The organism is Arthrobacter alpinus (assembly GCF_900105965.1).
GTDB lineage: Bacteria > Actinomycetota > Actinomycetes > Actinomycetales > Micrococcaceae > Specibacter > Specibacter alpinus.
Genome location: NZ_FNTV01000001.1, coordinates 671969 through 696264 on the forward strand (window position 1 = coordinate 671969; position 24296 = coordinate 696264).

Here is a 24296-nt window from a genome sequence, read left to right on the forward strand (position 1 = left end):
CAAGTGGCCTGCCGCGTCATGGCAGAATGGCGGGGTGACTTCGGAAAAGATGACATCCCGCCGCCAGCCAACCCAAACCCGCTCGAATTTTCGTGCAATAGGCATGGCTGCCCTGTTGGCTGCAGCAACGGTTCTAGGAGGCTGCTCCTTATTGCCGTCAGCTTCGGAAGATGCCACATCCGCCGCGGATTCAGCGACAACCCCCGCCTCGGCTGCAGCGCAGGAAGGCGCGGTTTCAGCTACCCAGGCTCCGGAAGTCAAGACACCAGCGCAAGACCTTCAAGAAAAGGTCAAAGCTTCACTGACAACGTTGGCCGCCAGCGCAAAATCGCCCAACCGCGAGCAAATGATGCAGGCCATGGTTAAAGCCGGGGCCGTTCAAGAAAAAGTGGAAATATCCGTTGACATCACACCCACCGGACTCGCCGTAGACGCCATAGAGACAGCAACTTTGGTCGACAAGGAATGCGTAGTCGGACAGGTTCGGGCTGGATCGGTGGCCGTCACAATTCTCCCCGTCCTAGCCTCCGGGCGTTGCTTTGTAGGAGATGCTCACTAGCCTTCTGCAACGTGCGGCTACAGTGTTCCTCACTTTCATGGTCGCGAATGTGAGATATATGCCTGTACCCACTAACCTTGGGGGTATGGCGGAATTTATTTATACAATGTCCAATGCCCGCAAGGCTGTTGGCGAAAAACTCATTCTCGACAACGTAAGCATGTCTTTCTACCCGGGTGCCAAGATTGGTGTCGTAGGACCCAATGGTGCTGGTAAGTCCACCATCTTGAAGATCATGGCTGGCTTGGACACCCCCTCCAACGGTGATGCTCGCTTGAGCCCCGGCTACACAGTGGGCATTTTGCTCCAGGAGCCGCCGCTGAACGAGGAAAAGACTGTTCTTGGCAACGTCCAAGAAGGCGTTGGCGAGATCTACGCAAAGATCACCCGTTACAACGAGATCTCCGAGGAAATGTCCAGCCCTGACGCTGACTTTGACTCGCTTCTGGAAGAAATGGGCAAGTTGCAGGAAGCCATTGATGCCGCCGATGCTTGGGACATCGACTCCCAGCTGGAGCAGGCCATGGATGCACTCCAGTGCCCGCCGGGAGACTCAGACGTCACAGTCCTCTCCGGTGGTGAGCGACGTCGCGTGGCCCTGTGCAAGCTCCTGCTGCAGAAGCCGGACCTGTTGCTCCTCGATGAGCCCACTAACCACTTGGACGCCGAGTCCGTCAACTGGTTGGAACAGCACCTCAAGAGCTACGCCGGTGCCGTTCTCGCCGTGACCCACGATAGGTACTTCCTTGACCACGTGGCTGAATGGATCGCTGAAGTAGACCGCGGTCACCTGTACCCGTACGAGGGCAACTACTCCACTTACCTGGAGAAGAAGCGCGCTCGTCTGGAAGTTCAGGGCAAGAAGGATGCCAAGCAGGCCAAGCGCCTCACCGAAGAACTCGAGTGGGTACGCTCCAACGCCAAGGGCCGCCAGACCAAGTCCAAGGCTCGTTTGGCCCGCTACGAGGAAATGGCTGCCGAAGCCGACCGTACGCGCAAGCTCGACTTCGAAGAAATTCAGATCCCGCCGGGCCCGCGCCTGGGTGGCATCGTCTTGGAAGCCGAGAACCTCAAAAAGGGCTACGGCGATCGCGTACTGATCGACGGCCTGACCTTCACCCTGCCCCGCAACGGCATTGTTGGCGTCATCGGCCCGAACGGTGTTGGTAAGTCCACGCTCTTCAAGACCATTGTTGGCCTTGAAGAGCTCGACGGCGGAAACCTCAAGGTTGGCGATTCGGTCAAGATTTCCTACGCTGACCAGAGCCGCGGCGGCATCGACCCGGACAAGACTTTGTGGGAAGTTGTTTCCGACGGTCTGGACTTCATCCAGGTCGGCCAGGTTGAAATGCCTTCACGCGCCTATGTTGCGGCCTTCGGTTTCAAGGGTCCGGACCAGCAGAAGAAGGCTGGTGTGCTCTCCGGTGGTGAGCGCAACCGCCTGAACCTGGCGCTGACCCTGAAGCAGGGTGGAAACCTGTTGCTTTTGGATGAGCCCACTAACGACCTTGACGTGGAAACCCTCAGCAGCCTGGAAAATGCGCTGCTGGAATTCCCCGGCTGTGCCGTGGTGGTATCTCACGATCGCTGGTTCCTGGACCGAGTGGCCACCCACATCCTCGCTTACGAAGGCACCGATGAGAACCCTGCCAACTGGCACTGGTTCGAGGGCAACTTCGATTCCTACGAGGAAAACAAGGTTGAGCGCTTGGGCGCCGATGCGGCCCGTCCGCACCGTGTTACCCACCGCCGCCTGACCCGCGACTAACATCTCGGGCACGTAGGACCAACAAGAATGGCCGGTCTCCTCACGGAGACCGGCCATTCTTGTGCCTGCGGTTGCAAGTGGTCAGAGTTTCGGTCGTGACCATTGGTTCCACGACGAAGACATGGTGATTCTCCGATAGTTGAACGAAGCCCGGTCTTTTTCGCGATAAGGCACTTATGCTGGGGAAATGTCAGAGACAAAAGCCAAGCCAAAGGTCCATCGCTGGGTATTCTGGCCAGCGGCCTCGATAGTCCTCGTTTTCGCATCGTTTGCCATGCTCGCGCCGGAAACCGCTGAGGCGTTGTTCTCCGGAGTCCAGGGCACCATCGTCGGCTACTTCAACTGGTACTACGTGCTACTGGCCACAGCCCTGGTGATCTTTTGCTTGTGGCTCGGCTTCGGCAAGTTCGGCGACATCAAGCTGGGCAAGGACGACGACGTACCCGAGTTCTCGCTCGGATCGTGGTTTTCCCTGCTCTTCGCCGCCGGCATGGGGATCGGCCTGGTGTTCTACGGCGTCAGTGAGCCCCTGAGTCACTATGCCTCGCCCAAGCCTGGCACCACCGGCAGCCCTGGCGATCTCGCCCAACATGCCCTCTCGCAGACGTTCCTGCATTGGGGCGTTCATGCCTGGTCGATTTACGTGGTCATCGGCCTGGCCCTGGCCTACGCCATCCATCGACGCGGCCGGCCGGTATCGATCCGGTGGACGCTTGAACCCCTGCTCGGGCGGAGGGTGCGCGGCGGACTGGGCAACCTGATCGACGTCATTGCCCTTGTTGGCACCATCTTCGGGGTGGCCACCTCGCTGGGGCTCGGCGTCCTGCAAATCAGCGCTGGACTGGAGAGCGCCGGGCTGATCTCCTCCTCAATTTTCGTTGACCTGGTCATCATCGCGGTCATCACCTGCTTCGTGTTGTTCTCCGTGCTTTCTGGTGTGGGCAAGGGCATGAAGTGGCTCTCCAACACCAACCTCATCCTGGCCGGCATCTTCGTGGTCTTCCTGCTGATAGTGGGCCCCACCCAGTTCCTGTTGCGCAACTTTGTGCAATCCACCGGCAACTACCTTCAAAATTTCCTTGGCATGGCCTTCAACGTCAGCGCCTTCTCCGGGGCAGAGGGCGAAGCCTGGCAGTCAACATGGACTACGTTCTATTGGGGCTGGTGGATCTCTTGGGCCCCGTTCGTGGGCATCTTCATTGCCCGGATTTCCAAGGGCCGCACCGTGCGCCAATTCGTGGCCGGGGTCATCTTGGTGCCCACACTGGTCACACTCCTGTGGTTCAGCGTGCTGGGCGGCACCGCGCTGTACTCCGAACTCTCCGGCAAAGGCGGGCTGGTGGGCGCGGATGGAACGGTTGACACCTCCGGCGCCCTGTTTGCGATGCTGGACCAGGTTCCCGCCGGTGGCGTGCTCACCATCGGGGCCATCTTGATGATCGTGATCTTCTTCGTGACCTCCGCCGACTCGGGCGCGCTGGTGATGGGCATGATCGCCAGCGGGGGAGACGTGGAGCCAAAGAACTGGATCCGCATATTCTTCACCTTGGTCACGTCACTGCTGGCCAGCGCGCTGCTGCTGTCCGGCGGATTGGAGGCCCTGAAAACCGCGGCGATCATCATCGCATTGCCCTTCAGCGTGGTGCTTATCCTGATTTGCTGGTCCACCTACCGGGCGTTCTCCCGTGAGTCCCGCGCCTACGACAAGGCCAAGCGCCTGGCGTTCGTTGACCACATCGGGGATTTCTACGGCCTTGAGGTTGAGGCCCCGAACCAGGATTCCCCGCTTCTGAATCTGCGTGCGCTCACCACCCTGCTGCGCGGGCGGCTTCCGGCGGACAAACGCTCGCACATTGACCCTTTCGGCCATCATCCTCGGGACCGTGAGAGCGAGGATTCATCCTCCGCTGATGAGCCCGCAAAACCCGAGTCATAACCTCGCTTCCCTTTTGAGCGAGTTAGTCTGTTTCAACGCCTTCGGGAACACGGATCATGCCTTCCTGGGCAACCGTGGCGACCAGCTCGCCGTCGCGGTTGAAGAAGCGGCCAAGGTTGAGTCCGCGAGCCTCTGACGCACTGGGCGAGGCTGCCACATAGAGCAGCCAGTCGTCCACCTTAAGCGGGCGGTGCCACCACATGGCATGGTCAAGGCTGGCCACACTGATCCCGGGAGTTGACCAGCTGATGCCGTGGCGCCGCAAGGACGGCTCCAGCAGTGTGTAATCACTGGCATAGGCAAGCGCTGCGCGGTGCAGGTTTTGATCGGCTGGCATGGGGCCAAGCGTCTTCAGCCACACGGCCTGGTGCGCAACATGCTCGCCCTTGACGTCAAAGTAGATGTTGGCGCCTACATGCCGGATATCGAACGGGCGGTCGTACGCCCACGCCTGCGCCACGGGGTGGTCTATCCCACCCAGCAAATCGGCCGATGTGGGAAGTGTCTCCGGGGCCGGGATGCCCTCCGGCATGGTGTCCTGATGCTCAATGCCGCTATCGGGTCGTTGGAAAGAGGCGATCATCGACAGGATCGGCACGGACCCTTGATAGGCGTGCGTGCGCCGGGCGGAGAAGGACCGCCCGTCGCGCAACCGCTGAACTCCAAAAGTCAGAGGAGCCGCGGCGTCACCTGGGCGCAGGAAATAGCCGTGCATCGAATGAACCAGGTGATCGCTGCCAACCGTGCGGGATGCGGCAATCAGCGACTGTGCCAAAACCTGACCCCCAAAGAGCCTCGGGCGCGGGGCGTTGGCATCGCCGAGGCCCACAAAGATGTCTTCATCCGTTTGGGCTCCACCGGCATCGGACAGTTCCAAGATGCGCAAAAGTGTTTCCATCGGATCGGTGCTCTTAGGCGTCACATTCATAGACGTGACTCTATGTGTCGGTGGACCAAGCCACAAATAGGCGCTCCGGCAGGATTTCCCCGAATTGCGGGCACAAGGGTGTGACCTTGCAGACTTGGATTGGTGGCGCCCCTGCGGCTTTGAGATGATGAAGGCATGGCACCCGGTATTCAGATCGCACAGCAAATCCGTTTCGGAGACATTGACGCCTACGATCACGTCAACAACGTAGTTTTCCTCCAATATCTTGAGGATGCCCGCGTGCAACTCACTTACGCCGATTTACCCGGTGGGGGCACGTTCCAAGACCTTGTGGGCAAGGACTTGTTCACCTTGGTGGGGCGTCACGAAATTGAATACCTTGCGCCGATCAGCTTCCGGCCCACCCCCATTTTCGTGAACATCTGGGTCACCAACATTGGCGGCTCAAGCTTTGACTTTGGTTACACCATCACCGAAGAAGACGTTTCCGTGGTTTATGCGCAGGCGGCAACCTCCATGGTGTTGGTTTCTCGCACCACGGGCCGGCCCGTCCGCTTGACCGATACCCAACGCACCGCCCTGGAAGCGTGGTTGGGTGATCCCGTGCCGTTCAAACGCGGCGCCACGCGCACCAACACCCCAACCCTCGCCGAAGGAAACCGCTGATGTCCACCGCAACGCACACCGATGAACTGCTCCTGGACGACGCCGGAACTGTTGCCGATCTGCGCACCTTTGTCACGCGCGCGCGCACCGCTGACGACGGCGCCATCCGGCTCCAGGGGGCTGGCCGCGTCCTCGCCGCTTATGTCTGCGTCATGCGCTCGAAACTTCTGGGGGAGGGAACTCCCACGGTTCTTGGGTTGCGCACCATGGCGCTGGCAGCGCCGTCGACCATTGACATGACGGTGTCGCTGGCCTCAGTCGCGGATCGCCTGGCGCGGATGGACGACGGCGACACGCGCCTTCCGGTGCCGCCCGTGACGGTTCATGAATCCTGGGCGGGCGTTAGCGCACCGCGCAGCGCATGGGAGGAACTTGGCACTGTCTCGGCCGATGCCCTGATCGCCGTAGCAAAGGCCGGGGTTCAGGAAATCGGGCAGATCATCCCCGTGAACCCGGGCGCCCTGTTGGTCAACAACATTCGCGCCTCAGTGTGGGGACGGCCCATGGAAGGCATGCCGGGCGAGGTGCCCGGCGGTGCTGCGTTTGCTGCGTATGCGCTTGGCTTTGTTGCGCCCGGCGAAAGCGCCACGATCTTCGGCTCTCACAAGTGGCTGCGCGTCAGCTCCGCGCGTGGCCACATCCTGGTCCGCCCGAAGTCTGTCCTGTAGTCCGTGCGCCGGTGATCAGGATACGCCTGACCACCGGACTGGGCATCCTAGGCCGAGTTGACCAGTGAGTGTGCCGCCCGCTCTAGGTAATCCCAGAGTGTGGCTTCGTGCATGGGGGACAGCTCCGCGGCGTCGACTCCCTTGCGCATGGCCGCCAGCCAGTGATCACGCGCTTCCGGGGTGACGGCAAAGGGAACGTGACGCATCCGCAGGCGCGGATGGCCGCGTTCCTCAAGGTAGGTCCGCGGTCCACCCCAATACTGTTCGATGAACATCAGCATGCGTTGCTCGGCCGGCCCCAAATCTTCTTCGGGGTACATGGCGCGCAACAGCGGATCGGCGGCAACGCCCTGGTAAAAGACGTTGATGATCTTCTTGAACGTCTCATGTCCACCAATTTGGCCATAAAACGTGTCTGAATAATCCTCCGTTTGCCCCGGATTGGTGGGTGAAGGCTGAATGCGGATCGGTTCGGAAGTCATGGTGTTTTCTATTCTGCTGACTCGGTAGGTTCGTTGGTCATGCGGACGGACGACGCCGGTGCCGGGCCCGCCGCTGAAGCGGCACTTGGCGCCGGGCTGCTTTGGGTGCCGGTAGCCGCCATCGCATCTTCGGCCAGCGGCTGGTAGTTGCCCTTGGAACGGTTGCCCAGGCGCAGGATCTCGCCGTTGCGCAGATACCAGAGCGCCCCGTCTTCAGCCAGAACCCGGGTGATGCGAAGACCCACCGATTCCACCGTGCCGATGACCTCACTGGTCTGGATCACATCACCTATGCCGTACTGGTCCTCGATGGTGATGAAGATGCCTGCCAGGAAGTCGCGGATGAGCTGCTGGCAGCCAAAACCGATGGCAATACCCAACACTCCAACACTGGCCAGCAACGGGGCAATGTCGATTTGGAACGCGATCAACACGTAGAAGCCTGTCACCACGGCAACGACGGCTGTCACGATGGAGTTCAGAAGTGAGCCGATGGTGCGGGCCCGCTGGACACGGCGTTCGTTTTCCAGGGCCCTCACGACGGGGTCAATGTTTCGAAGCACCGGCGCGGCCCAACGCAGGGAACGGTGTTCCATCATGGAGTTGTCAGTCAAGGCCCGCTTGACCACAATCCGGATCAGGTAGTGCAGCACAAGCCACACCACTAGGCCAACGGCCACCGTGATGCCGGCCAAGGCCAGGTGTTCAAGGATGCCGTCATTGGAGCCGACGAAAATATTGCTAGCTAGCACGCGAAATTTACCCTGTGTCCGTTGGAGGTGGAAAAGAACTCTCTCTCAACCCTAACGCCCACTCCTGAGGGATTCAGTCCTCTGTGATGCCCAGCAGTCCGGGAACATGCTTGACCGGAAAGTTCACGCTGCGGGCAATGAAGCACTTTGCTGAGGCCTCGGCATGAAGCGAAAGGGCCAGCTCTTCGGTGGCAGGATCCGCGACATGGATTTTCGGGTGCAGCGTGACAGCTTCAAATTGTCCACTCCCGTCCCGGTTCATCACCATGGTCCCGGTCGCAGTGTCCTCGTATCGGGTGATGACCACCCCATGCAGGACTGCGACGTGAAGATAGGAGAGCATGTGGCATTGGGCCAATGCGGTGACTAATAGTTGCTCTGGGTTCCAGCGTTCGCGGTCACCGTGAAATGTTCTGTCTGCCGAGCCCAGCAGAATGGGCAGACCAACGGCCGTGACGCTGTGGTCGCGACCGTAATCCTTGTATGTTGATGTCCCGGTACCCTTATTGCCGGTCCACAAGACATTGATTTCATAGTGATGTTGATTCAGGCCCATAATGCTAAGCCTAGGCGACATAACGGGCCCCAGCCACGTCCCGTGGCTGCCGCCGCCGGAACCGGCTCAGTCAACATCGCGGCGCCGCCAACCAGGGGCGGCGCCGCGAAAGTGACGCTGGCTGCTACTTGTCGCTGGCCTGGGCACGCAACGCGCGGGCCACGCCGTCGCGGCTTTCAATCAGCAAGCGGCGCAAGGCAGGTGTTTCACTGCTCAAGGTGTCAAGGAATTTATCCGTGGCATCCAAGACGGCCTGTGAGACCAGTCCGGAGGGGTACAGGCCAGTGATGATGGTCGATGCAGTCTCGTACGACTTTTCCTCCCAAATGCCCTGCACAGAGGCAAAATACTTGGCCACGTACGGTTCCAGCAGGGACTTGTCCCAGACCTTGCCGAAGCCGGTGATCGATGCCCGCTGGATGGAGTTGGCGCCGTCACCGCGAACCACCACTGACTCCCACGTCTGGGCCTTGGCCTCCGCCGTGGGAATGGCCGCGTAGGCGGTGGCAGCAGCCAACTGACCATTCTGGGTGTTATCCAGGGCAACCGCAGCATCAATGGCCGCAGCATCGGCGCGGCCACCCGCCACGAGCGAGGTCAGCAGCTCCCACCGCATATCTGTATCCAAGGTGAGCGAATCCAACTCGACGTTTCCATCCAGCAATCCCTGGACGGAATCGAGCTGCTGCGCCGACTGGGCGCGGGATGCAAAGGCCTTCACGAACTGGAGCTGCGCATCTGACCCGGCACCGGCGGCCTGTGCCAGTGCCCACAGCGAATCTGCGGCGGCGATGGCCGTGGCTTTTTGGTGCTCGGGAGCAACATAGAGTTCCAGGGCCGTGGCCAGCTGACGCAGCAGCACCATGATGACCGTGGAATCGCTTTCGTGGCCAACCGTGGCCAGCACAAAGTCAACGTACGCACGGGCGGGAGTTTCGCCGTCGCGCGTGGCATCCCAGGCAGATGCCGATACCAGGGTGCGGGGGAGCGATTCCTTGAAGTCCTTCAGGTGATCCTTGGCCGTGGCCAGTGACTCCGCGTCGAGACGGATCTTGGCATAGGCCAGATCGTCGTCATTGAGCAGGATCAGCGCTGGGCGCTTCAGGCCCACCAATTCCGGCACCTCTGTGGTGGCGCCATCAACGTCGAGCTCAACGCGGTGGGTGCGCACCAGCTTGCCGGCATCTGCACCGGATGCGGCCAGATCGTAGAAGCCAATCGCGGCACGGTGGGGGCGCAGCGTCGGGTACTCGGCAATCGCGGACTGGAGGATCGAGAATGAGGTGATCACGCCGTCGTCCGCGACCTCAAGAGCGGGCTTGAACGTGTTGACACCGGCCGTCTCGAGCCACTTCTCCGTCCATGCGGAAAGGTCGCGGCCACTGGCAGCTTCGAGCTCCACCATAAGATCCGGAAGCTCGGTGTTGCCCCAGGCGTGCTTGCCAAAGTAGGCGCGCACACCGGCCATGAATTCTTCCTGACCAACCCAGGCCACCAGCTGGCGCAGAACGGAGGCACCCTTGGCGTAGGTGATGCCGTCAAAGTTGACCAGCACGTCCTCAAGATCGTTGATCTCTGCCTTGATGGGGTGGGTGGAGGGCAGCTGGTCCTGGCGGTAGGCCCAGCTCTTTTCCAGCGAGGAGAAGGTGGTCCACGCATCCACGTACTTGGTGTTCTCGGCCGCGGCCAGGGTGGACATGAACTCGGCGAAGGACTCGTTGAGCCACAGGTCATTCCACCAGCGCATGGTCACGAGGTCGCCAAACCACATGTGCGCCAGCTCGTGCAGGATGGTGATGGCACGGCGTTCCACCATGGCGTCGGTGACCTTGGAACGGAACACATAGCTTTCCAGGAAGGTCACCGCGCCGGCGTTCTCCATGGCGCCAGCGTTGAACTCAGGCACAAACAACTGGTCGTACTTAGGGAACGGGTACGGGGTGCCGAACTGCTTCTCAAAGAATTCAAAGCCCTGGCGGGTCAGCTCGAAGACGTTCTCGGCATCCATGAATTCCATGAGGGACTTGCGGGCAAAAACGCCCAGCGGGATGGTGCGGCCATCGGAGCTGGTCAGCTCGGAGCGCACGCTCTCGTAGGGGCCGGCGATCAACGCGGTGATGTAGCTGGACATCTTCAGCGTGGGCTCAAAATGCCACGTCGACTTGCCCTCGCCCGCGGCAAGTGGTGCCGGGGTGGGGGAGTTGGAAATGACGTCCCAGTGTGCCGGGGCGGTCACGTGGAAGGTGAACGCGGCCTTCTGGTCCGGCTGCTCAAACACGGCAAACATGCGACGACTGTCAGGAACCTCGAACTGGCTGTAGAGGTACACCTCGCCATCCACGGGGTCCACAAAGCGGTGCAGGCCCTCACCGGTGTTCATGTACAGCGCGTCGGCCTTGACTGTGAGCACGTTTTCGGCGGCGAGCTGGGGCAAGAGGATGCGGACGCCGTCGGACACCTCTGACGGGTCCAGCTCCACGCCGTTCAGTGTCACCTGATGGACCTTGTCCGTCACTGCATCAATGAACGACGACGAACCCTCCTTCGCGCTGAAGGTCACCGTGGTGGTGGAGGCGAAGGTGGTGTCCGAGGTGGTCAGGTCGAGAACGACGTCATAGCTTGTGACAGTCAGGGTGGCCGAGCGCTCAATGGCTTCGGCACGGGTCAGGTTCATACCAGGCAAGGTGATGCCTTCCGTTCGGGTTCGGATTGAACATTGCCGCAGGGCAGCAACAGCAGTGTGCCCGGCGGTGGGTGAATTGATTCCTTTAGGCTACTGCCAAGTAGTCCCGGGGTCATGCAGACAGGCTGAATTTGCGCCCCGCGTGGCGCTAGGGAAGGGTTGAGAGAAGAATTTAGGTTGGCTAGTTGGGGAAGTGGGCTTTTCATGGGGCAACAGTTGCGCAGTGTTGCGCAGGAGAATACTTACAACCAGCGATGGCTGTTAGGGACGCTGCTTGGCTCGATCTTGATTACTGTGGTGGCAGCCGCCTGGATGGTCTTGATGGCGGATCGGCTGCCAGCTGGGCTGGCCACGCACTGGAACGGCAAGAATGAGGTGGACGGCTATTCATCGCTGTGGGGCATGGTTGGCATGACCATTGCCGTGGCAGCAGGGACAAGCTCCGTCATCTCAGTGCTGGCAATTGCCACCCGCAGTCAAAATCTGTTGCTTGCACGCATCGGCCTCGCTTTTGGAGTGGCCCTCGGTGTGGGCGTCACCGCAATGATGGTCGCCGTAGTTGCCGGACAGCTCGATCTCACAGACGCCTCAAGAGCACAACTATCCGGACCCGTCATGGCCGGAGGACTTGCCGCCGCCTTCGTATTTGGCACAGCTGTGCTGTGGCTGTACCGGCCCGGCGAAATCCAAAGAAGTCAAAACCCTGACATTGCTGCCGTGAATGCAACAGCCACGGCGGAAAATGGAGAGCTTGCCCGAGTGGCGCAGACCCGTGCCGCGCAGGGTGAAACGCTGCGGATCAAGGTTTCCACGGGGCGTTGGGCGTGGGTTCTGAGTCTTGGCCTTGGAATCGTGATGTCCGTCAGCATGTACTTCATCATCCCCGCGCTGGCCCTGCTGGGCATTGTCGCGGCAGCCCTCGTCTGGGTATTTTGCCAAGGGACTGCAGTCATTGGACCGGATGGAGTGAAAGTCCTGGCCTCCGGGTTTTGGAAACTCATGCCCTTGAGCTGGCCGGAAATCAACAAGGCTACGGTGGAGGACGTCAAAGCCATGGACTATGGCGGATGGGGGTACCGCATGAATGGTGGAAGCGTGGGTTTCATCATGGCAAGTGGTCCCGCACTTGTGATGGACGTTGGCTTCCACCAAAAGTTCGTCATCTCCATGCCCAGTGCTACTTCGGCGGGTCAAGCGATGGCCTTGGTCAACGCTTATGTTCACAACGTGAAAGTGAAAAAATAAACCCATGACACGCAACGGCAATCGCAACACCTTCAGCGGGCGGCGCCTCGACGCCCGCGCGTTGAGGTTTGCCATAATCTTCCCCGTGCTGCTCGCCGCGGCACTCATCATCGGAAGTGTGTTGATCAGTGCTCAGCTGCCACACGGAATGGTGTTCCCATGGGGCGGTGATTCCGTGGGAGTCACCACCTTCCTCACGGTGGGAGTTGCCGCCATCGTGTTGATAGGGGCTGGACTAGGGAGCCAAGGGGCACGAACAAGCCTGCCCCGCACGCTTCGGCGCGTTCTGTTGGGGCTGGCCATGGCCGCGCAATTATCCGCCTTCACACTGTTTGTGGCAGCGCTTTTGGGTCAAGGTGCACACGGTGGATTGCCGCCCGAGCGCGTGGACGGATTTGTACTCCTCATGGGGTGCGGCCTTGCCGCGGCCATGGGCATTGTTCTGGCGATGACGTTCAAGCCGGATGAACAGTGGACCCCGGCCGACGATCTTGCCCTGGCCCACATGCTGGAGGCCCAAGAGGACCCCACCGAGGCCAACGACAAGCTGGCCTACTTCCTTCACCCGAGAAGTTCCGTCATCTTGATGATCTTGCTGGCAGGAATCCTGCCCGGTGCATTCCTGGCGCTCATCTCGCCGTGGATCCTGCTGGCGACTGTTCTCGCCGCGCTCCTTGCGATCGGACTCCTGTGCGCCACCGTGACGGTGGACCGCACACAACTGGAAGTGAAGCTGCTGGGTCTTGTTCCCGTCCTCGTTGTGCCGTGCCAAAACCTGACTGCGGCGGTGTCGCTGGACATCCTTGCGCGAGACTACGGCGGATGGGGCCCGCGCAAACACAGCGGCTCCGCCACTTTCCTGAGCTACTCCGGCGCCGCAGTGGTGCTCCGGCTCGACGACGGCGGCAAGGCCGCACTCAGCGCCCCCTCCCTTGACATCGCCGATGAGCTCTCCACCATCTTGAATCGTCGCGCCGGGAAAGCGCCGCGCTAACCGTTGGCGGGCTTAATGTGGCGCAGGCTTCGGTAGGCTTGAGGCAGTAGTCACTACCTCGAGAACAAGGAATCATCATGCGCGTTCACATCGCAACCGACCACGCCGGCATGGAGCTCAGCGCTCACCTCATCACGGCGCTGGCCGCCAAGGGCTACGAGATGGTGGACCACGGACCCCAGGCCTACGACGCCGAAGATGACTACCCTTCCTTCTGCATCAACGCAGCGCTCGCAGTAGTTGCCGATCAGGCCGCCGGTGTTGACGCGCTGGGCATTGTGCTGGGTGGTTCGGGCAACGGCGAGCAGATTGCCGCCAACAAGGTCAAGGGTGTGCGCGCTGCGCTGGCGTGGAACCACTCCACAGCCACGCTGGCCCGCGAACACAACGACGCCAACGTGATCGCAGTGGGCGGGCGCCAGCACAGCGTGGAAGAAGCCACCAGCATCATCGAAGCGTTCCTGGCGGAGCCTTTCAGCAACGCCGAACGCCATGTGCGCCGCATTGGCAAGATCGCCACGTACGAGACCACGGGCGAGATCGTCGAGTAATTTCTCCTTGAACAATCAATACTTGTTGCTGCCGGGACCAGGCGGTGTGACCGATGCCTGAGGGACATTCGGTTCACCGCTTGGCCCGGCAGTTTCGTGACGTCTTTAGTGGTGCCGCGCTGGCTGTTTCCAGCCCGCAGGGCAAGTTTGCCGCAGGTGCGCTTTTGCTGGATGGGCACGTGGTGGAACGCGCCGAGGCTCACGGCAAGCAGATGTTCCTGTACTTCTCACACGATCTGGTGATGCGCGTTCATCTGGGGCTCTATGGTGCCTGGGATTTTGGGGGCGACTCAACCTTTAGCGGGGCCTCCAGCATTGGCGCACCACGGCGGATCGGCGAGCGGGAAGTGGCTGCGGATCCTGGGTTGGTCCACGCGTCCGAGGGCACCGCGGCGAGCTTGCAAGCCGGGGGAGGGCGTGGGGACTACACCGGCCCGCCCGAGCCTAAGGGCGCCGTTCGCGTTCGCCTCGTCTCGGACCACGGATGGGCAGATTTGCGCGGGCCAACCGCGTGCGAGGTCATCACGCCCGCCGAGTCTGTTGCCCTGCGTCGCAAACTGGGGCCGGATCCACTGAACAATTTGCAGCACGATGCGCAGGAGTTTGTGAACCGCATTCGTAAAAGCTCCACCGCTATTGCCGTGCAACTTATGAAGCAAGAGGTGCTGGCAGGGGTTGGCAATGTGTACCGGGCCGAGGTGCTGTTCCGGCTGGGTCTGGACCCAATGCTGCCGGGAAGGAGCCTGCAGCAAGAGGAAACCCTTGCCATGTGGGAGGACATTGCCCGGGTCATGGGCGACGGCGTCCGCGATGGGCGCATCATCACGACTGAACTCGTTGACAGGCCCTCCGGAGTTGGCCAGGAGGTGGGTCACGGGCTGCTCGCCAGTGACGGGCACCTGCGGCCCAATCACGATGTTCCCGTAGAAGATTCCCACTACGTGTACAAGCGTGATGGGCTGCCCTGCAGGCACTGCGGAACAGTTATCGCCATGAAGGAGCTTGGCGGCCGGAAACTTTATTGGTGCCCCTCCTGCCAGAGACATTAGCCGGTCTTGGCCTCGGTGGCGCTCGATTTGCAGGATCGGCAAAGTGGTTGATATTGTTACGGAGTTGTTCCGGCGAAAGCCCACAATGATCCCCATATCTGGGGGCGTAGCTTAATGGTAAAGCCTCAGTTTTCCAAACTGATGACGCGGGTTCGATTCCCGTCGCCCCCTCCAAATTAAGAAATCCCCGGTCTTCTGACTGGGGATTTTTTGTTTCCCCAGCCCTGGCCGCGGGTGAGCATGGAGCGCAAGGTTGGGCCGCCGTCGTACACGGAAATGGACAACGCTGGCGCCTGATGCTGCCGCCTGGCTCCGCCCCGGATGGGCCGATTGTGCATCTGGCAACTTTTGCCCGTAGACTGTCTCGGGCAACTACGGGGCGTAGCGTAGTGGCTAGCGCGCCTGCTTTGGGAGCAGGAGACCGCAGGTTCGAGTCCTGTCGCCCCGACTTCAGCATTATCCGGTTCACGTTTGGTCAGTGACTGCCTATGTGCTGGGCCTATACATCCATCAACAGACCATCAGGAGTACCACGCTGTGAAGAGCGCTGTCGAAAACCTCACACCCACTCGGGTAAAGCTCGATGTTGAGGTTTCCTTTGAGGAATTGAAGCCCAGCATCACTGAGGCCTACAAGACACTTGCCACACAGGTTCAGGTGCCTGGCTTCCGTAAGGGCAAGGTCCCCAACACACTGATCGATCAGCGTGTTGGCCGTGGCTACGTCCTGGAAACGGCCATCAACTCCGGCCTCAACGGCTGGTACCAGGAAGCTGTTGTCGAGAACAAGCTCACCCCGTTGAGCCGCCCCGAGGTTGAAATCACCGAAGTTCCGGACCCGTCCGGCACCGACGGTGTGGTCAAGTTCCAGGTTGAGCTGGACATCCGCCCCGAGATCGAACTGCCGGACTACGCCGGTATTGAGGTTGAGGTTGCAGCTGTTGAGGCATCCGAGGAAGATACCGACAAGGCTCTTGACGAGCTGCGCGGCCGCTTCGGCACCTTGAAGGTTGAAGACCGCCCGGCAGCTGACGGTGACTTCCTCACCATCAACATTGATGCCAAGATCGACGACGTAGAGGTTGACTCAGCTGCTGACCTTTCTTACCAGGTCGGCGCAGGCAACATGCTTGACGGTCTGGACGAGGCTGCAACCGGCCTGTCCGCCGGCGAAGAAGCAATCTTCAACACCAAGCTGGCCGGCGGCGAGCACGCAGGTGAAGAAGCTCAGGTCACCGTCAAGGTCACCTCCGTGAAGGTTCGCGAACTGCCCGAGGCAAACGACGACTTCGCTCAGCTGGCTTCCGAGTTCGACACCATCGCCGAACTGAAGGAAGACCTGGCCAAGCAGGCTGCAGAGTCCAAGACTGTTGAGCAGGGTGTTGAAGCCCGCGACAAGGTACTGGAGAAGCTCGTTTCATTGGTAGAGGTTCCGGTTCCGGAATCCGTCATTGCCGAGCAGCTCGAGCAGCACTTCCGCCCCGAGAACTCCCACGGTGAAGATCACGACTCCGAAGAGCACCGCGCGGAAGTCAAGGAAAACACCGAGAAGGCTTTCCGCAACGAGATCATCCTCGACGCTATCGCCGAGAAGGAAGAAGTCAGCGTCAGCCAGGCTGAACTGATCGACTACATCGTCTCCTCCGCCAGCCAGTACGGCATGGACCCGAACCAGTTCGCGCAGATGCTCGATTCCTCGGGCCAGGTCAACATGATCGTTGGCGAAGTTCGCCGTCGCAAGGCACTTGCCGCAGTCCTGGGCAAGGCCGTTGTGAAGGACTCCGAAGGTGCAGCAGTTGACCTGACTGACTTCGTCTCCGTTGCCTCCGAAGAAGAAATTGCTTCCGAGGACGAGGTTCTCGAGCCCACAGCAGTGACCGATCCGGGCGAAGTCCGCATCTAATTGCTTCCCTTTACAGGGTAAACAAGATTCAAAAGCCGTTGCCGGTTCCTTTTCGAAGGGCCCGGCAACGGCTTTTTGTTTGCCATTGATGGCGCCCTTCACGCTGCCACGCCAATGGCGTTTTATTCCCCACCATGGCGGATCTTCGGGGATCGTGCGCCTACAGCGAACAGTGTACTGATGGGCGCCAAAGCGTCTCCAAAAAGGGCTACTGTCCAAGTAGTGAACATTAGTGATGGTCACGTTGGGCATGCTCAGCGAGCCACACGAAGGAGAGGTAAACCCACCATGGCACAGCACACCACCCCCACGATGGCTAGCGCGGACCCGTCCGGTTCGGACCAGTACATCTACAACCGCCTGCTCAAAGAACGCATCATTTGGTTGGGCTCAGAGGTTCGTGACGACAACGCCAACCTGATCTGCTCGCAGCTGCTGCTGCTCTCGGCTGAGGATCCTGAGAAGGACATCTACCTTTACATCAACTCACCCGGTGGATCCGTAACGGCCGGTATGGCCATCTACGACACCATGGAGTTCATCCCCAACGACGTGGTAACCGTAGCCACCGGACTGGCAGCCTCCATGGGCCAGTTCCTGCTCTCCTCGGGCACCAAGGGCAAGCGCTACGCGACTCCCAACGCACGCATCCTCATGCACCAGCCTTCCGGCGGAATTGGTGGAACGGCGTCGGACATCAAGATCCAGGCCGAGCTGATCCTGCACATGAAGAAGGTCATGGCCGAGCTGACTGCAGAGCAGACCGGCCAGACGGTGGAAAAGATCCTCACCGACAATGACCGTGACAAGTGGTTCACCGCGGCTGAAGCCCTGGAATACGGATTCTTTGACAAGATCGCCCGTCACGCAGGATCCGTTGCCGGTGGCGGCGGAACAAACGCAAAGTAAAAGCCGAAGAAAAAGATTTCAGGAGCAAACCGATGACTTACAACTTTGGCAGCACAGCATTTGGCCACACTGCCGGCAACCTTCCCTCCAGCCGTTACGTGCTCCCTCAGTTCGAGGAGCGCACACCCTACGGCTTCAAGCGCCAGGACCCGTACACCAAGCTCTTCGAGGACCGCATCATCTTCCTCGGCGTGCAGGTTGACGATGCCTCGGCCGACGACGTCATGGCACAGTTGCTGGTCTTGGAAGCTGATGACACCGATCGTGACATCACCCTCTACATCAACTCTCCCGGTGGATCGTTTACGGCCATGACGGCCATTTACGACACCATGCAGTTCATCCGCCCGGAAATCCAGACAGTCTGCCTGGGCCAGGCTGCCTCGGCCGCAGCTGTGCTGCTCGCCGCCGGAGCCCCCGGGAAGCGTCTGGCCCTGCCGAACGCCCGCGTGCTGATCCACCAGCCGGCTCTTTCCGGTGGCCAGGGCGGTCAGGCTTCCGACTTGGAGATCCAGGCCAACGAGGTCATGCGCATGCGTGAATGGCTGGAGAACACCCTGGCCGATCACTCGGGCCGTACGCCCGAACAGGTCAGCAACGACATCGAGCGTGACAACATCCTCACGGCAGCTCAGGCCAAGGAGTATGGCTTGATCGATGAGGTTCTGGCACCCCGCAAGATCAAGCCGGCAGCGATCACTCGCTAGTTCGGCGTCAATAAATGCCGGAACAAGGGAGGAAAACCCCTTGTTCCGGCGTTTATCTTCCACTCAATGTCCATGCGGTGGCTTAGAGTGGAAACTAGTTTGTAGGACGTTCCTTGCAACAGCTCTGGGACGCATCAGGTTTAGGGTAATTTCGCCACCGGCGAGTTAGTCGCGGAAGGACACATCAATGGCCAGGATGGGCGAAAGCACCGATCTGCTGAAGTGCTCTTTCTGTGGCAAAAGTCAGAAGCAGGTCCGCAAGCTGATTGCCGGCCCAGGCGTCTACATTTGCGATGAGTGCATTGAACTCTGCAACGAAATCATCGACGAGGAACTCTCAGAGGTTGCCGAACTCGACGCCTTCGAACTGCCCAAACCACGGGAAATCTTCGACTTCCTGCAGGAATATGTCATTGGTCAGGAACCGGCCAAGCGATCGCTCGCTGTGGCTGTCTACAACCACTACAAGCGCATCCAATCCGGCCACGCAGTCAAGAGCAACACCATTTCCACGGGTGTTCATGACGAAGTTGAGATTGCAAAATCCAACATCCTCCTCGTGGGCCCTACAGGGTGTGGCAAGACCTACTTGGCACAGACCTTGGCCCGACGCCTGAACGTTCCGTTCGCCGTCGCCGATGCCACCGCACTGACCGAAGCCGGCTACGTGGGCGAAGATGTGGAAAACATCCTGCTCAAGCTCATCCAGGCTGCAGACTTCGATGTCAAGAAGGCCGAACAAGGCATCATTTACATCGACGAGATCGACAAGATTTCGCGCAAGTCAGAGAACCCCTCCATTACCCGTGACGTATCCGGTGAGGGCGTGCAGCAGGCGCTGCTGAAGATTCTCGAAGGCACGGTTGCCTCGGTTCCGCCGCAGGGTGGCCGGAAGCATCCGCACCAGGAATTCATCCAGATCGACACCACCAACGTGCTCTTCATTGTGGCCGGTGCGTTCGCCGGACTGGAAGACATCATTGGGTCCCGCGCTGGCAAGAAGGGCATTGGCTTCGGTGCCCCGCTCAGCGCTCTCAAGCAGTCAGAGGCCAGCTATGCCGACGTCATGCCCGAGGACCTGCTCAAGTTCGGCCTGATCCCGGAATTCATTGGCCGCCTGCCGGTCATCACCACCGTAACGCAGCTTGACCGCAAGGCGTTGATCCAGATCCTCACCGAACCCAAGAACGCCCTGGTCAAGCAGTACCAGAAGATGTTCACGCTCGACGGCGTCGAGCTTGAGTTTGATGAAGAGGCCCTTGCCGCGATTGCCGAGCTGGCGTTGGACCGGGGAACTGGTGCTCGTGGCCTGCGGGCCATCCTCGAAGAGGTTCTGCAGCCTGTCATGTTTGATCTGCCGAGCCGGGAAGACATCGCTACCGTGGTTATCACAGCCGATGTTGTGGGCAAGCGGGCCGAGCCCACCCTGATCCCGCACGAGGTTGTTGCCAAGCGACGGAACAAGTCCGCCTAATTCAAACGGTTGGCTGTCCACGGTGCCCGGAATAGTTTTCAGTCCGGTGCCGTTGGACTAACTGTTGGGCTTTGTCCCCGTCCGTAGCTGGAATCCATGCTCTACCAAGGAGAATTGACGTGTCTGAAACTGCTTTGAACGCCGCCGAAACGGCCGATTTCTGGTTTGACCCCACCTGCCCGTTCGCCTGGGTAACCTCGCGTTGGATCGGCGAAGTGGAACAGGTGCGCGATATCAAGGTGAACTGGCACGTCATGAGCCTCTCCGTGCTAAACGAGAACAAGGAAGACCTCTCGGAGTTTTACAAGGCGCACATAGCCAAGGCATGGGGACCCGTTCGTGTCATCATTGCAGCCGCTCAAGAGCACGGCGAAGAAGTCATCAAGCCCTTGTACGACGCCATGGGCACGCAAATCCACAACAACGGAAACAAGGACCTGGCCGACGTTATCGCCAAGGCCCTTGCCGAGACCGGTTTGCCGGCAGAACTGGCCTCCGCTGCCACGACTGACTCATACGATGTGGCACTGCGCGCCAGCCACGCAGAAGGCATCAGCAAGGTTGGCCAGGATGTTGGGACCCCCATCGTGGCCTTCAACGGGACCGCGTTCTTTGGGCCCGTCATCACCCGCATTCCGCGCGGTGAAGACGCTGGCAAACTATGGGATGCAACAGTAACGTTGGCCAGCTTCCCGTACTTCTTTGAGATCAAGCGCAGCCGCACAGAGGACCCTCAGTTCGGCTAGAAAACAGTGATTTGCAAGGCCAAGGGCGGGTGGGAAAAATTCTTGAGAATTCTACCCACCCGCCCTTGCTCTTGCCGAAACACAGGCGCATACTTGTTCTTACCCAATCCGCCAAGGAACGGGCTGATAGGTACTAAAAATTTCAGAGACTGAACCCCTTCGATCAATGAGCACCGTTTCGACGGGACGCTCGCAAGGGTTCATTAGCACCGGTGACGCGGTGAAAAGTCCTGAAAATCATTAGAACCCATCAGGCTGCGAACGTCACCCGCGGCATGAAAGTCGAAGCCCCACCGACGGCAATTAGCCGATGGGGCTTCCCCTTTGCCCAAAAACAACCCGATCCTCGTGATGCAGCAGTTCACCAACTCTTCACCGCCGCGTTCCCACATTTGCCCGCGACGGCAATCTTGGGCGGTCATGGTTAAAGCGTGAAGGTTGCCATCGTTGCTGAATCGTTCCTGCCCGAGATGAATGGGGTTACCCATTCACTGCTGAAAATCTTGCAACATCTGGATGCGCGCGGGGACCAGGTTTTGGTCATCGCCCCATCCACGCTTGAAAACGCTCCATGTCTGGTGGAGGGGGCAACTGTCAGGCGACTGCCGGCAGTTCCCTTAGCCGGTTACCGGAACATTCGGATAGCCGTTGGTGGAGTCGCCCGGGTAAAGACCCTGTTGGCCGAATTCAACCCGGATGTAGTCCACCTGGCGTCTCCTTTCGTTCTGGGTTGGCGTGCCGTCAGGGGAGCGTCTGCGCTGGGCATTCCCTCGGTAGCTGTCTACCAAACCGATGTCCCCGGATACGCGGCCAGATATGGCATGCCGTTCCTGGAAAACTGGGCCTGGCAGCGGGTGGAACGAATCCATACGGCCGCCACCAAGACGCTGGTCCCCTCAACGGATTCGCTGCAGAAGTTGCGTGGCCACGGCATTCCCCGAATTGAACTATGGCGCCGCGGTGTGGACACGGAGCGTTTCCACCCAGAGAAGCGCAGTGCTGTGTTCCGCCAAAAGGTGGCGCCACAGGGACAGAAAATCATTGGCTACGTAGGTCGCCTTGCCCTGGAGAAGCAGGTCGAGGATCTTGCCGTTCTGGCCTCCATCCCAGACACCCAGTTGGTCATTGTCGGGGACGGGCCGCAACGCGAATACCTGGAACAAATCCTGCCCAACGCGTACTTCACCGGCTTCCTCGGTGGCGAAGAGCTCGCCTCCGCGATGGCCTCCTTTGACCTGTTTGTTCACCCTGGCGAGCTTGAGACGTTTTGCCAGACAATCCAGGAAGCCATGGCCTGCGGCGTGCCAGTGGTAGCCACGGGTCGTGGGGGACCGGTTGATCTGGTCGATTCGTCCCGCACGGGCTGGCTCTACGCACCGGGGGACCTGCTCCAATTGCGGGACTACGTCCTGGACCTCATGGGGGATGAGGCCAAACGTACGGCCTTCGGTGCAGCAGCCTTCCACCAGGTGCAGGGACGCAGCTGGCATGTTGTCTGCGAACAACTCATGGACATTTACTCCCAAGCCATTGCAGACCACCCGCGGCTACCGGCCGCCCTGAAAGGAATCAGATGAAAATTTCGGTTATCGGTGCTGGATACTTGGGCACAGTGCATGCGGTCACGCTGGCGCATATGGGTCATGACGTGATTGGCCTCGACACTGATGCCGCGCGTATCGCACAGCTTTCTTCCGGCGTGGCGCCGTTCCATGAGCCCGGCCTCGCCGAATTGCTCAGCGAAGGACACTCCCGCGGCCGCCTCGCGTTTACCACTGACCCTGCCGATCTCGCCGACGTCGAGGTCCATTTCCTCTGCGTGGGCACGCCACAATCGAAGACGGCCAACGATTCTGACCTGTCCTTCCTGCTGGCCGCGATTGACTCATTGCTGCCGTACTTGCGCCCGGACGCCCTGGTGGTGGGCAAGTCCACGGTACCGGTGGGGACCGCGGTCGTCGTGGGATCCTTGATCGCGCCAACGGGGGCCGCGCTGGCGTGGAATCCCGAATTCCTGCGGCAGGGCACCGCCGTCAATGACTCGCTTGTCCCCGACCGGCTGGTTTATGGAGTTGCCGATGGTGAGCCGGGGGCCCAAGCCGGTGCCATGCTCGACGCCGTTTACGCACCCCTGCTGGAGCGCGGGACGCCGAAGGTGGTCACCAACTATGCCACGGCGGAACTCATCAAGGTCTCCGCCAACGCCTTCCTGGCCTTGAAACTCTCCTACATCAACGCGGTCGGTGAGTTTTGTGAACAGGCAGGGGCCGACGTCGTACAGCTCTCCCAAGCGTTGGGGCACGATGACCGGATCGGCGGCAAGTACTTTCACGCCGGGATTGGATTTGGCGGCGGCTGCCTGCCCAAGGACCTGCGCTCGTTCCGGGCACAGGCGCAACGTCACGGCGTGGACTCCCTCGATGAAATGTTCTCGCTCGTGGACGGCATCAACGCCGACGCACGCTACCGGACGGCGGAGACCGCCGCGCGTCTCTGCGGCGGCTCCTTGGCGGGGCGGCGCGTCACAATTTTGGGGGCCTCCTTCAAGCCACACACTGACGATATCCGCGATTCGCCGGCCCTTGACGTGGCGGCCCAGATGGCGGCACAGGGCGCGCTCGTGACGGTCAGCGATCCCCAGGCAGCCGGCAATCAGTGGCTGCAATTCCCGCAGCTTGCCTTTGAACCTGACGTGGCGGCGGCACTGGCCGGAGCCGAGCTGGTGCTCCTGTTGACGCAGTGGCCCGAATTCACGTCCCTGGATCCAGTCCGCGCAGCAACGCTGGTTCACCGGCCGGTAATTCTGGATGGCCGCAACGCCCTGGACGCGGCGGCATGGCAGGAAGCCGGCTGGGACTACCACGGGATTGGTCGCGCTGGCGTGGGCACTAGTGCCCCGTCGCGGGCCGCCGTCTAACGTCCCGTGATTGATCCAGGACCGGGCCGGTACATTGCCCTGGGCGACTCCTTCACTGAGGGAGTGGGCGATCCCAGCAAGAGCAGGCCCAATGGAGTCCGGGGATGGGCAGACAGGGTGGCAGAGGGGCTGGCTCGCGACAGTCCCGGCTGGGAGTACGCGAATCTGGCCATCCGCAGCAAACGCCTGAGACACATCATCGCGGAGCAATTGGAACCAGCCATCGCCTTGGAGCCCACACTCATCACCTTGTATGCCGGTGGTAATGATGTCATGGATTTTGGCACCAAGGTTGCGGACATCCTCAGTGAGTACGAACGCCTTGTGGCAGGGCTGGCTCAATCGGGAGCCACGCTGGTGCTGTTCACCGGATATGACGTGGAGGTCTCGCCCATCCTGGGGCCGCTGCGCCGCAAGAACCATGCCTACAACGACGGCGTCCGGCTCATCGCCGCGAAGCACGGTGCCATGCTGGTGGACTATGCCAGTTTCTCCGTCTACGCGAACTCCCGCATGTGGGGACCGGACCGGCTCCACATGTCCAAGGCAGGGCACAGGTACTTGGCTGCCAGGGTTCTGGACATCCTCGAGGTGCCACACGAGATCAGGCACAAGACGAAACACCGGGCACCGACACCTACCGCGAAACAATGGGCATTGGAGCAGCACGCGTGGGTCACGGAGTGGGTCTTGCCCATGTTTGCCCGCAAACTCCGGGGGACCACCTTGGGTGATTCCCTGAGCCCCCGATGGCCCGAACCGGTCCGGGTCCCGCCGAAGAAGGGCCTGAAGAAGCTGGCCGGAAAAATCCCCGATCGCCCTAGCTAACCCCGACGCTCGCTC

The 24296-nt window shown here is 60.4% G+C and carries 22 protein-coding genes and 2 tRNA genes; 19 read left to right on the forward strand and 5 right to left on the reverse strand.

What is annotated here, in order from left to right; genetic code table 11:
* Positions 1-34 precede the first annotated feature (34 nt).
* From BLV41_RS22380 to BLV41_RS03070, 3 genes are all read left to right on the forward strand, one after another.
* Positions 35-559 (forward strand): DUF6993 domain-containing protein, encoded by a 525-nt coding sequence (locus tag BLV41_RS22380; RefSeq protein WP_244516715.1) that lies wholly within the window; start codon positions 35-37, stop codon positions 557-559.
* Positions 560-644: 85 nt separating this feature from the next.
* Positions 645-2327, forward strand: a complete 1683-nt coding sequence (gene ettA / locus BLV41_RS03065; protein WP_074710400.1) for an energy-dependent translational throttle protein EttA — start codon at positions 645-647, stop codon at positions 2325-2327.
* 187 nt (positions 2328-2514) lie between these two features.
* Positions 2515-4263, forward strand: a complete 1749-nt coding sequence (locus tag BLV41_RS03070; protein WP_083360577.1) for a BCCT family transporter — start codon at positions 2515-2517, stop codon at positions 4261-4263.
* A gap of 22 nt (positions 4264-4285) precedes the next feature.
* Here the strand turns inward: BLV41_RS03070 and BLV41_RS03075 are convergent, their stop codons facing one another.
* Entirely contained in the window at positions 4286-5191 is a 906-nt protein-coding gene (locus BLV41_RS03075; protein WP_074710402.1) for an acyl-CoA thioesterase, read from the reverse strand.
* A gap of 135 nt (positions 5192-5326) precedes the next feature.
* Here BLV41_RS03075 and BLV41_RS03080 point away from each other — a divergent pair, with 135 nt between their 5' ends.
* Together BLV41_RS03080 and BLV41_RS03085 are read left to right on the forward strand one after the other, a co-directional pair.
* A complete protein-coding gene (locus BLV41_RS03080) occupies positions 5327-5818 on the forward strand; it encodes an acyl-CoA thioesterase (protein WP_074710404.1) in 492 nt (163 codons plus the stop codon).
* Positions 5818-6486 carry a DUF8185 domain-containing protein gene (locus tag BLV41_RS03085; protein WP_074710406.1) on the forward strand — a complete coding sequence of 223 codons (669 nt, stop codon included), beginning with the start codon at positions 5818-5820 and terminating at the stop codon, positions 6484-6486. The genes BLV41_RS03080 and BLV41_RS03085 overlap by 1 nt, the downstream gene beginning before the upstream one ends.
* A gap of 47 nt (positions 6487-6533) precedes the next feature.
* Here the strand turns inward: BLV41_RS03085 and BLV41_RS03090 are convergent, their stop codons facing one another.
* The 4 genes from BLV41_RS03090 to pepN form a co-directional block, all read right to left on the reverse strand.
* Positions 6534-6968 carry a globin gene (locus BLV41_RS03090; RefSeq protein ID WP_074710408.1) on the reverse strand — a complete coding sequence of 145 codons (435 nt, stop codon included), beginning with the start codon at positions 6966-6968 and terminating at the stop codon, positions 6534-6536.
* Between the two features lie 8 nt (positions 6969-6976).
* Positions 6977-7705, reverse strand: a complete 729-nt coding sequence (locus BLV41_RS03095; protein WP_044572503.1) for a mechanosensitive ion channel family protein — start codon at positions 7703-7705, stop codon at positions 6977-6979.
* 88 nt (positions 7706-7793) lie between these two features.
* Positions 7794-8276 (reverse strand): OsmC family protein, encoded by a 483-nt coding sequence (locus BLV41_RS03100; protein WP_074710412.1) that lies wholly within the window; start codon positions 8274-8276, stop codon positions 7794-7796.
* A gap of 124 nt (positions 8277-8400) precedes the next feature.
* Positions 8401-10950, reverse strand: a complete 2550-nt coding sequence (gene pepN, locus BLV41_RS03105; RefSeq protein ID WP_074710414.1) for an aminopeptidase N — start codon at positions 10948-10950, stop codon at positions 8401-8403.
* 213 nt (positions 10951-11163) lie between these two features.
* Between pepN and BLV41_RS03110 the strand changes: the two genes are divergently transcribed.
* The 14 genes from BLV41_RS03110 to BLV41_RS03175 all read left to right on the forward strand — a co-directional run bounded on the left by BLV41_RS03110 (position 11164) and on the right by BLV41_RS03175 (position 24281).
* Positions 11164-12204: a DUF1648 domain-containing protein gene (locus BLV41_RS03110; protein ID WP_074710416.1), complete on the forward strand. Its 1041-nt coding sequence runs from the start codon at positions 11164-11166 to the stop codon at positions 12202-12204.
* Positions 12205-12208: 4 nt separating this feature from the next.
* On the forward strand, positions 12209-13198 hold the full coding sequence (locus BLV41_RS03115) for a hypothetical protein (RefSeq protein WP_074710418.1): 990 nt from the start codon (positions 12209-12211) through the stop codon (positions 13196-13198).
* Positions 13199-13275: 77 nt separating this feature from the next.
* Positions 13276-13749, forward strand: coding sequence for a ribose-5-phosphate isomerase (locus BLV41_RS03120; protein WP_044572464.1), 474 nt, complete (start codon positions 13276-13278; stop codon positions 13747-13749).
* Positions 13750-13802: 53 nt separating this feature from the next.
* On the forward strand, positions 13803-14798 hold the full coding sequence (locus BLV41_RS03125) for an Fpg/Nei family DNA glycosylase (protein WP_074710420.1): 996 nt from the start codon (positions 13803-13805) through the stop codon (positions 14796-14798).
* A gap of 100 nt (positions 14799-14898) precedes the next feature.
* Positions 14899-14972, forward strand: a tRNA-Gly gene (locus BLV41_RS03130).
* Positions 14973-15173: 201 nt separating this feature from the next.
* Positions 15174-15246, forward strand: a tRNA-Pro gene (locus tag BLV41_RS03135).
* An 89-nt stretch (positions 15247-15335) separates the two neighbouring features.
* Complete coding sequence (gene tig / locus BLV41_RS03140; RefSeq protein ID WP_074710422.1) at positions 15336-16700, forward strand: trigger factor; 1365 nt, start codon at positions 15336-15338, stop codon at positions 16698-16700.
* Positions 16701-16988: 288 nt separating this feature from the next.
* On the forward strand, positions 16989-17609 hold the full coding sequence (locus BLV41_RS03145; protein ID WP_074710424.1) for an ATP-dependent Clp protease proteolytic subunit: 621 nt from the start codon (positions 16989-16991) through the stop codon (positions 17607-17609).
* Between the two features lie 32 nt (positions 17610-17641).
* A complete protein-coding gene (locus BLV41_RS03150; protein WP_044573605.1) occupies positions 17642-18316 on the forward strand; it encodes an ATP-dependent Clp protease proteolytic subunit in 675 nt (224 codons plus the stop codon).
* A 187-nt stretch (positions 18317-18503) separates the two neighbouring features.
* Positions 18504-19790, forward strand: coding sequence for an ATP-dependent Clp protease ATP-binding subunit ClpX (gene clpX / locus BLV41_RS03155; protein ID WP_044573608.1), 1287 nt, complete (start codon positions 18504-18506; stop codon positions 19788-19790).
* Between the two features lie 119 nt (positions 19791-19909).
* Positions 19910-20536, forward strand: coding sequence for a mycothiol-dependent nitroreductase Rv2466c family protein (locus BLV41_RS03160; protein ID WP_074710426.1), 627 nt, complete (start codon positions 19910-19912; stop codon positions 20534-20536).
* A gap of 431 nt (positions 20537-20967) precedes the next feature.
* Positions 20968-22113, forward strand: coding sequence for a glycosyltransferase family 4 protein (locus BLV41_RS03165; RefSeq protein ID WP_074710428.1), 1146 nt, complete (start codon positions 20968-20970; stop codon positions 22111-22113).
* Positions 22110-23453, forward strand: coding sequence for a UDP-glucose dehydrogenase family protein (locus BLV41_RS03170; RefSeq protein ID WP_074710430.1), 1344 nt, complete (start codon positions 22110-22112; stop codon positions 23451-23453). The genes BLV41_RS03165 and BLV41_RS03170 overlap by 4 nt, the downstream gene beginning before the upstream one ends.
* 6 nt (positions 23454-23459) lie before the next feature.
* Complete coding sequence (locus BLV41_RS03175) at positions 23460-24281, forward strand: SGNH/GDSL hydrolase family protein (protein WP_074710432.1); 822 nt, start codon at positions 23460-23462, stop codon at positions 24279-24281.
* Positions 24282-24296: the final 15 nt, after the last annotated feature.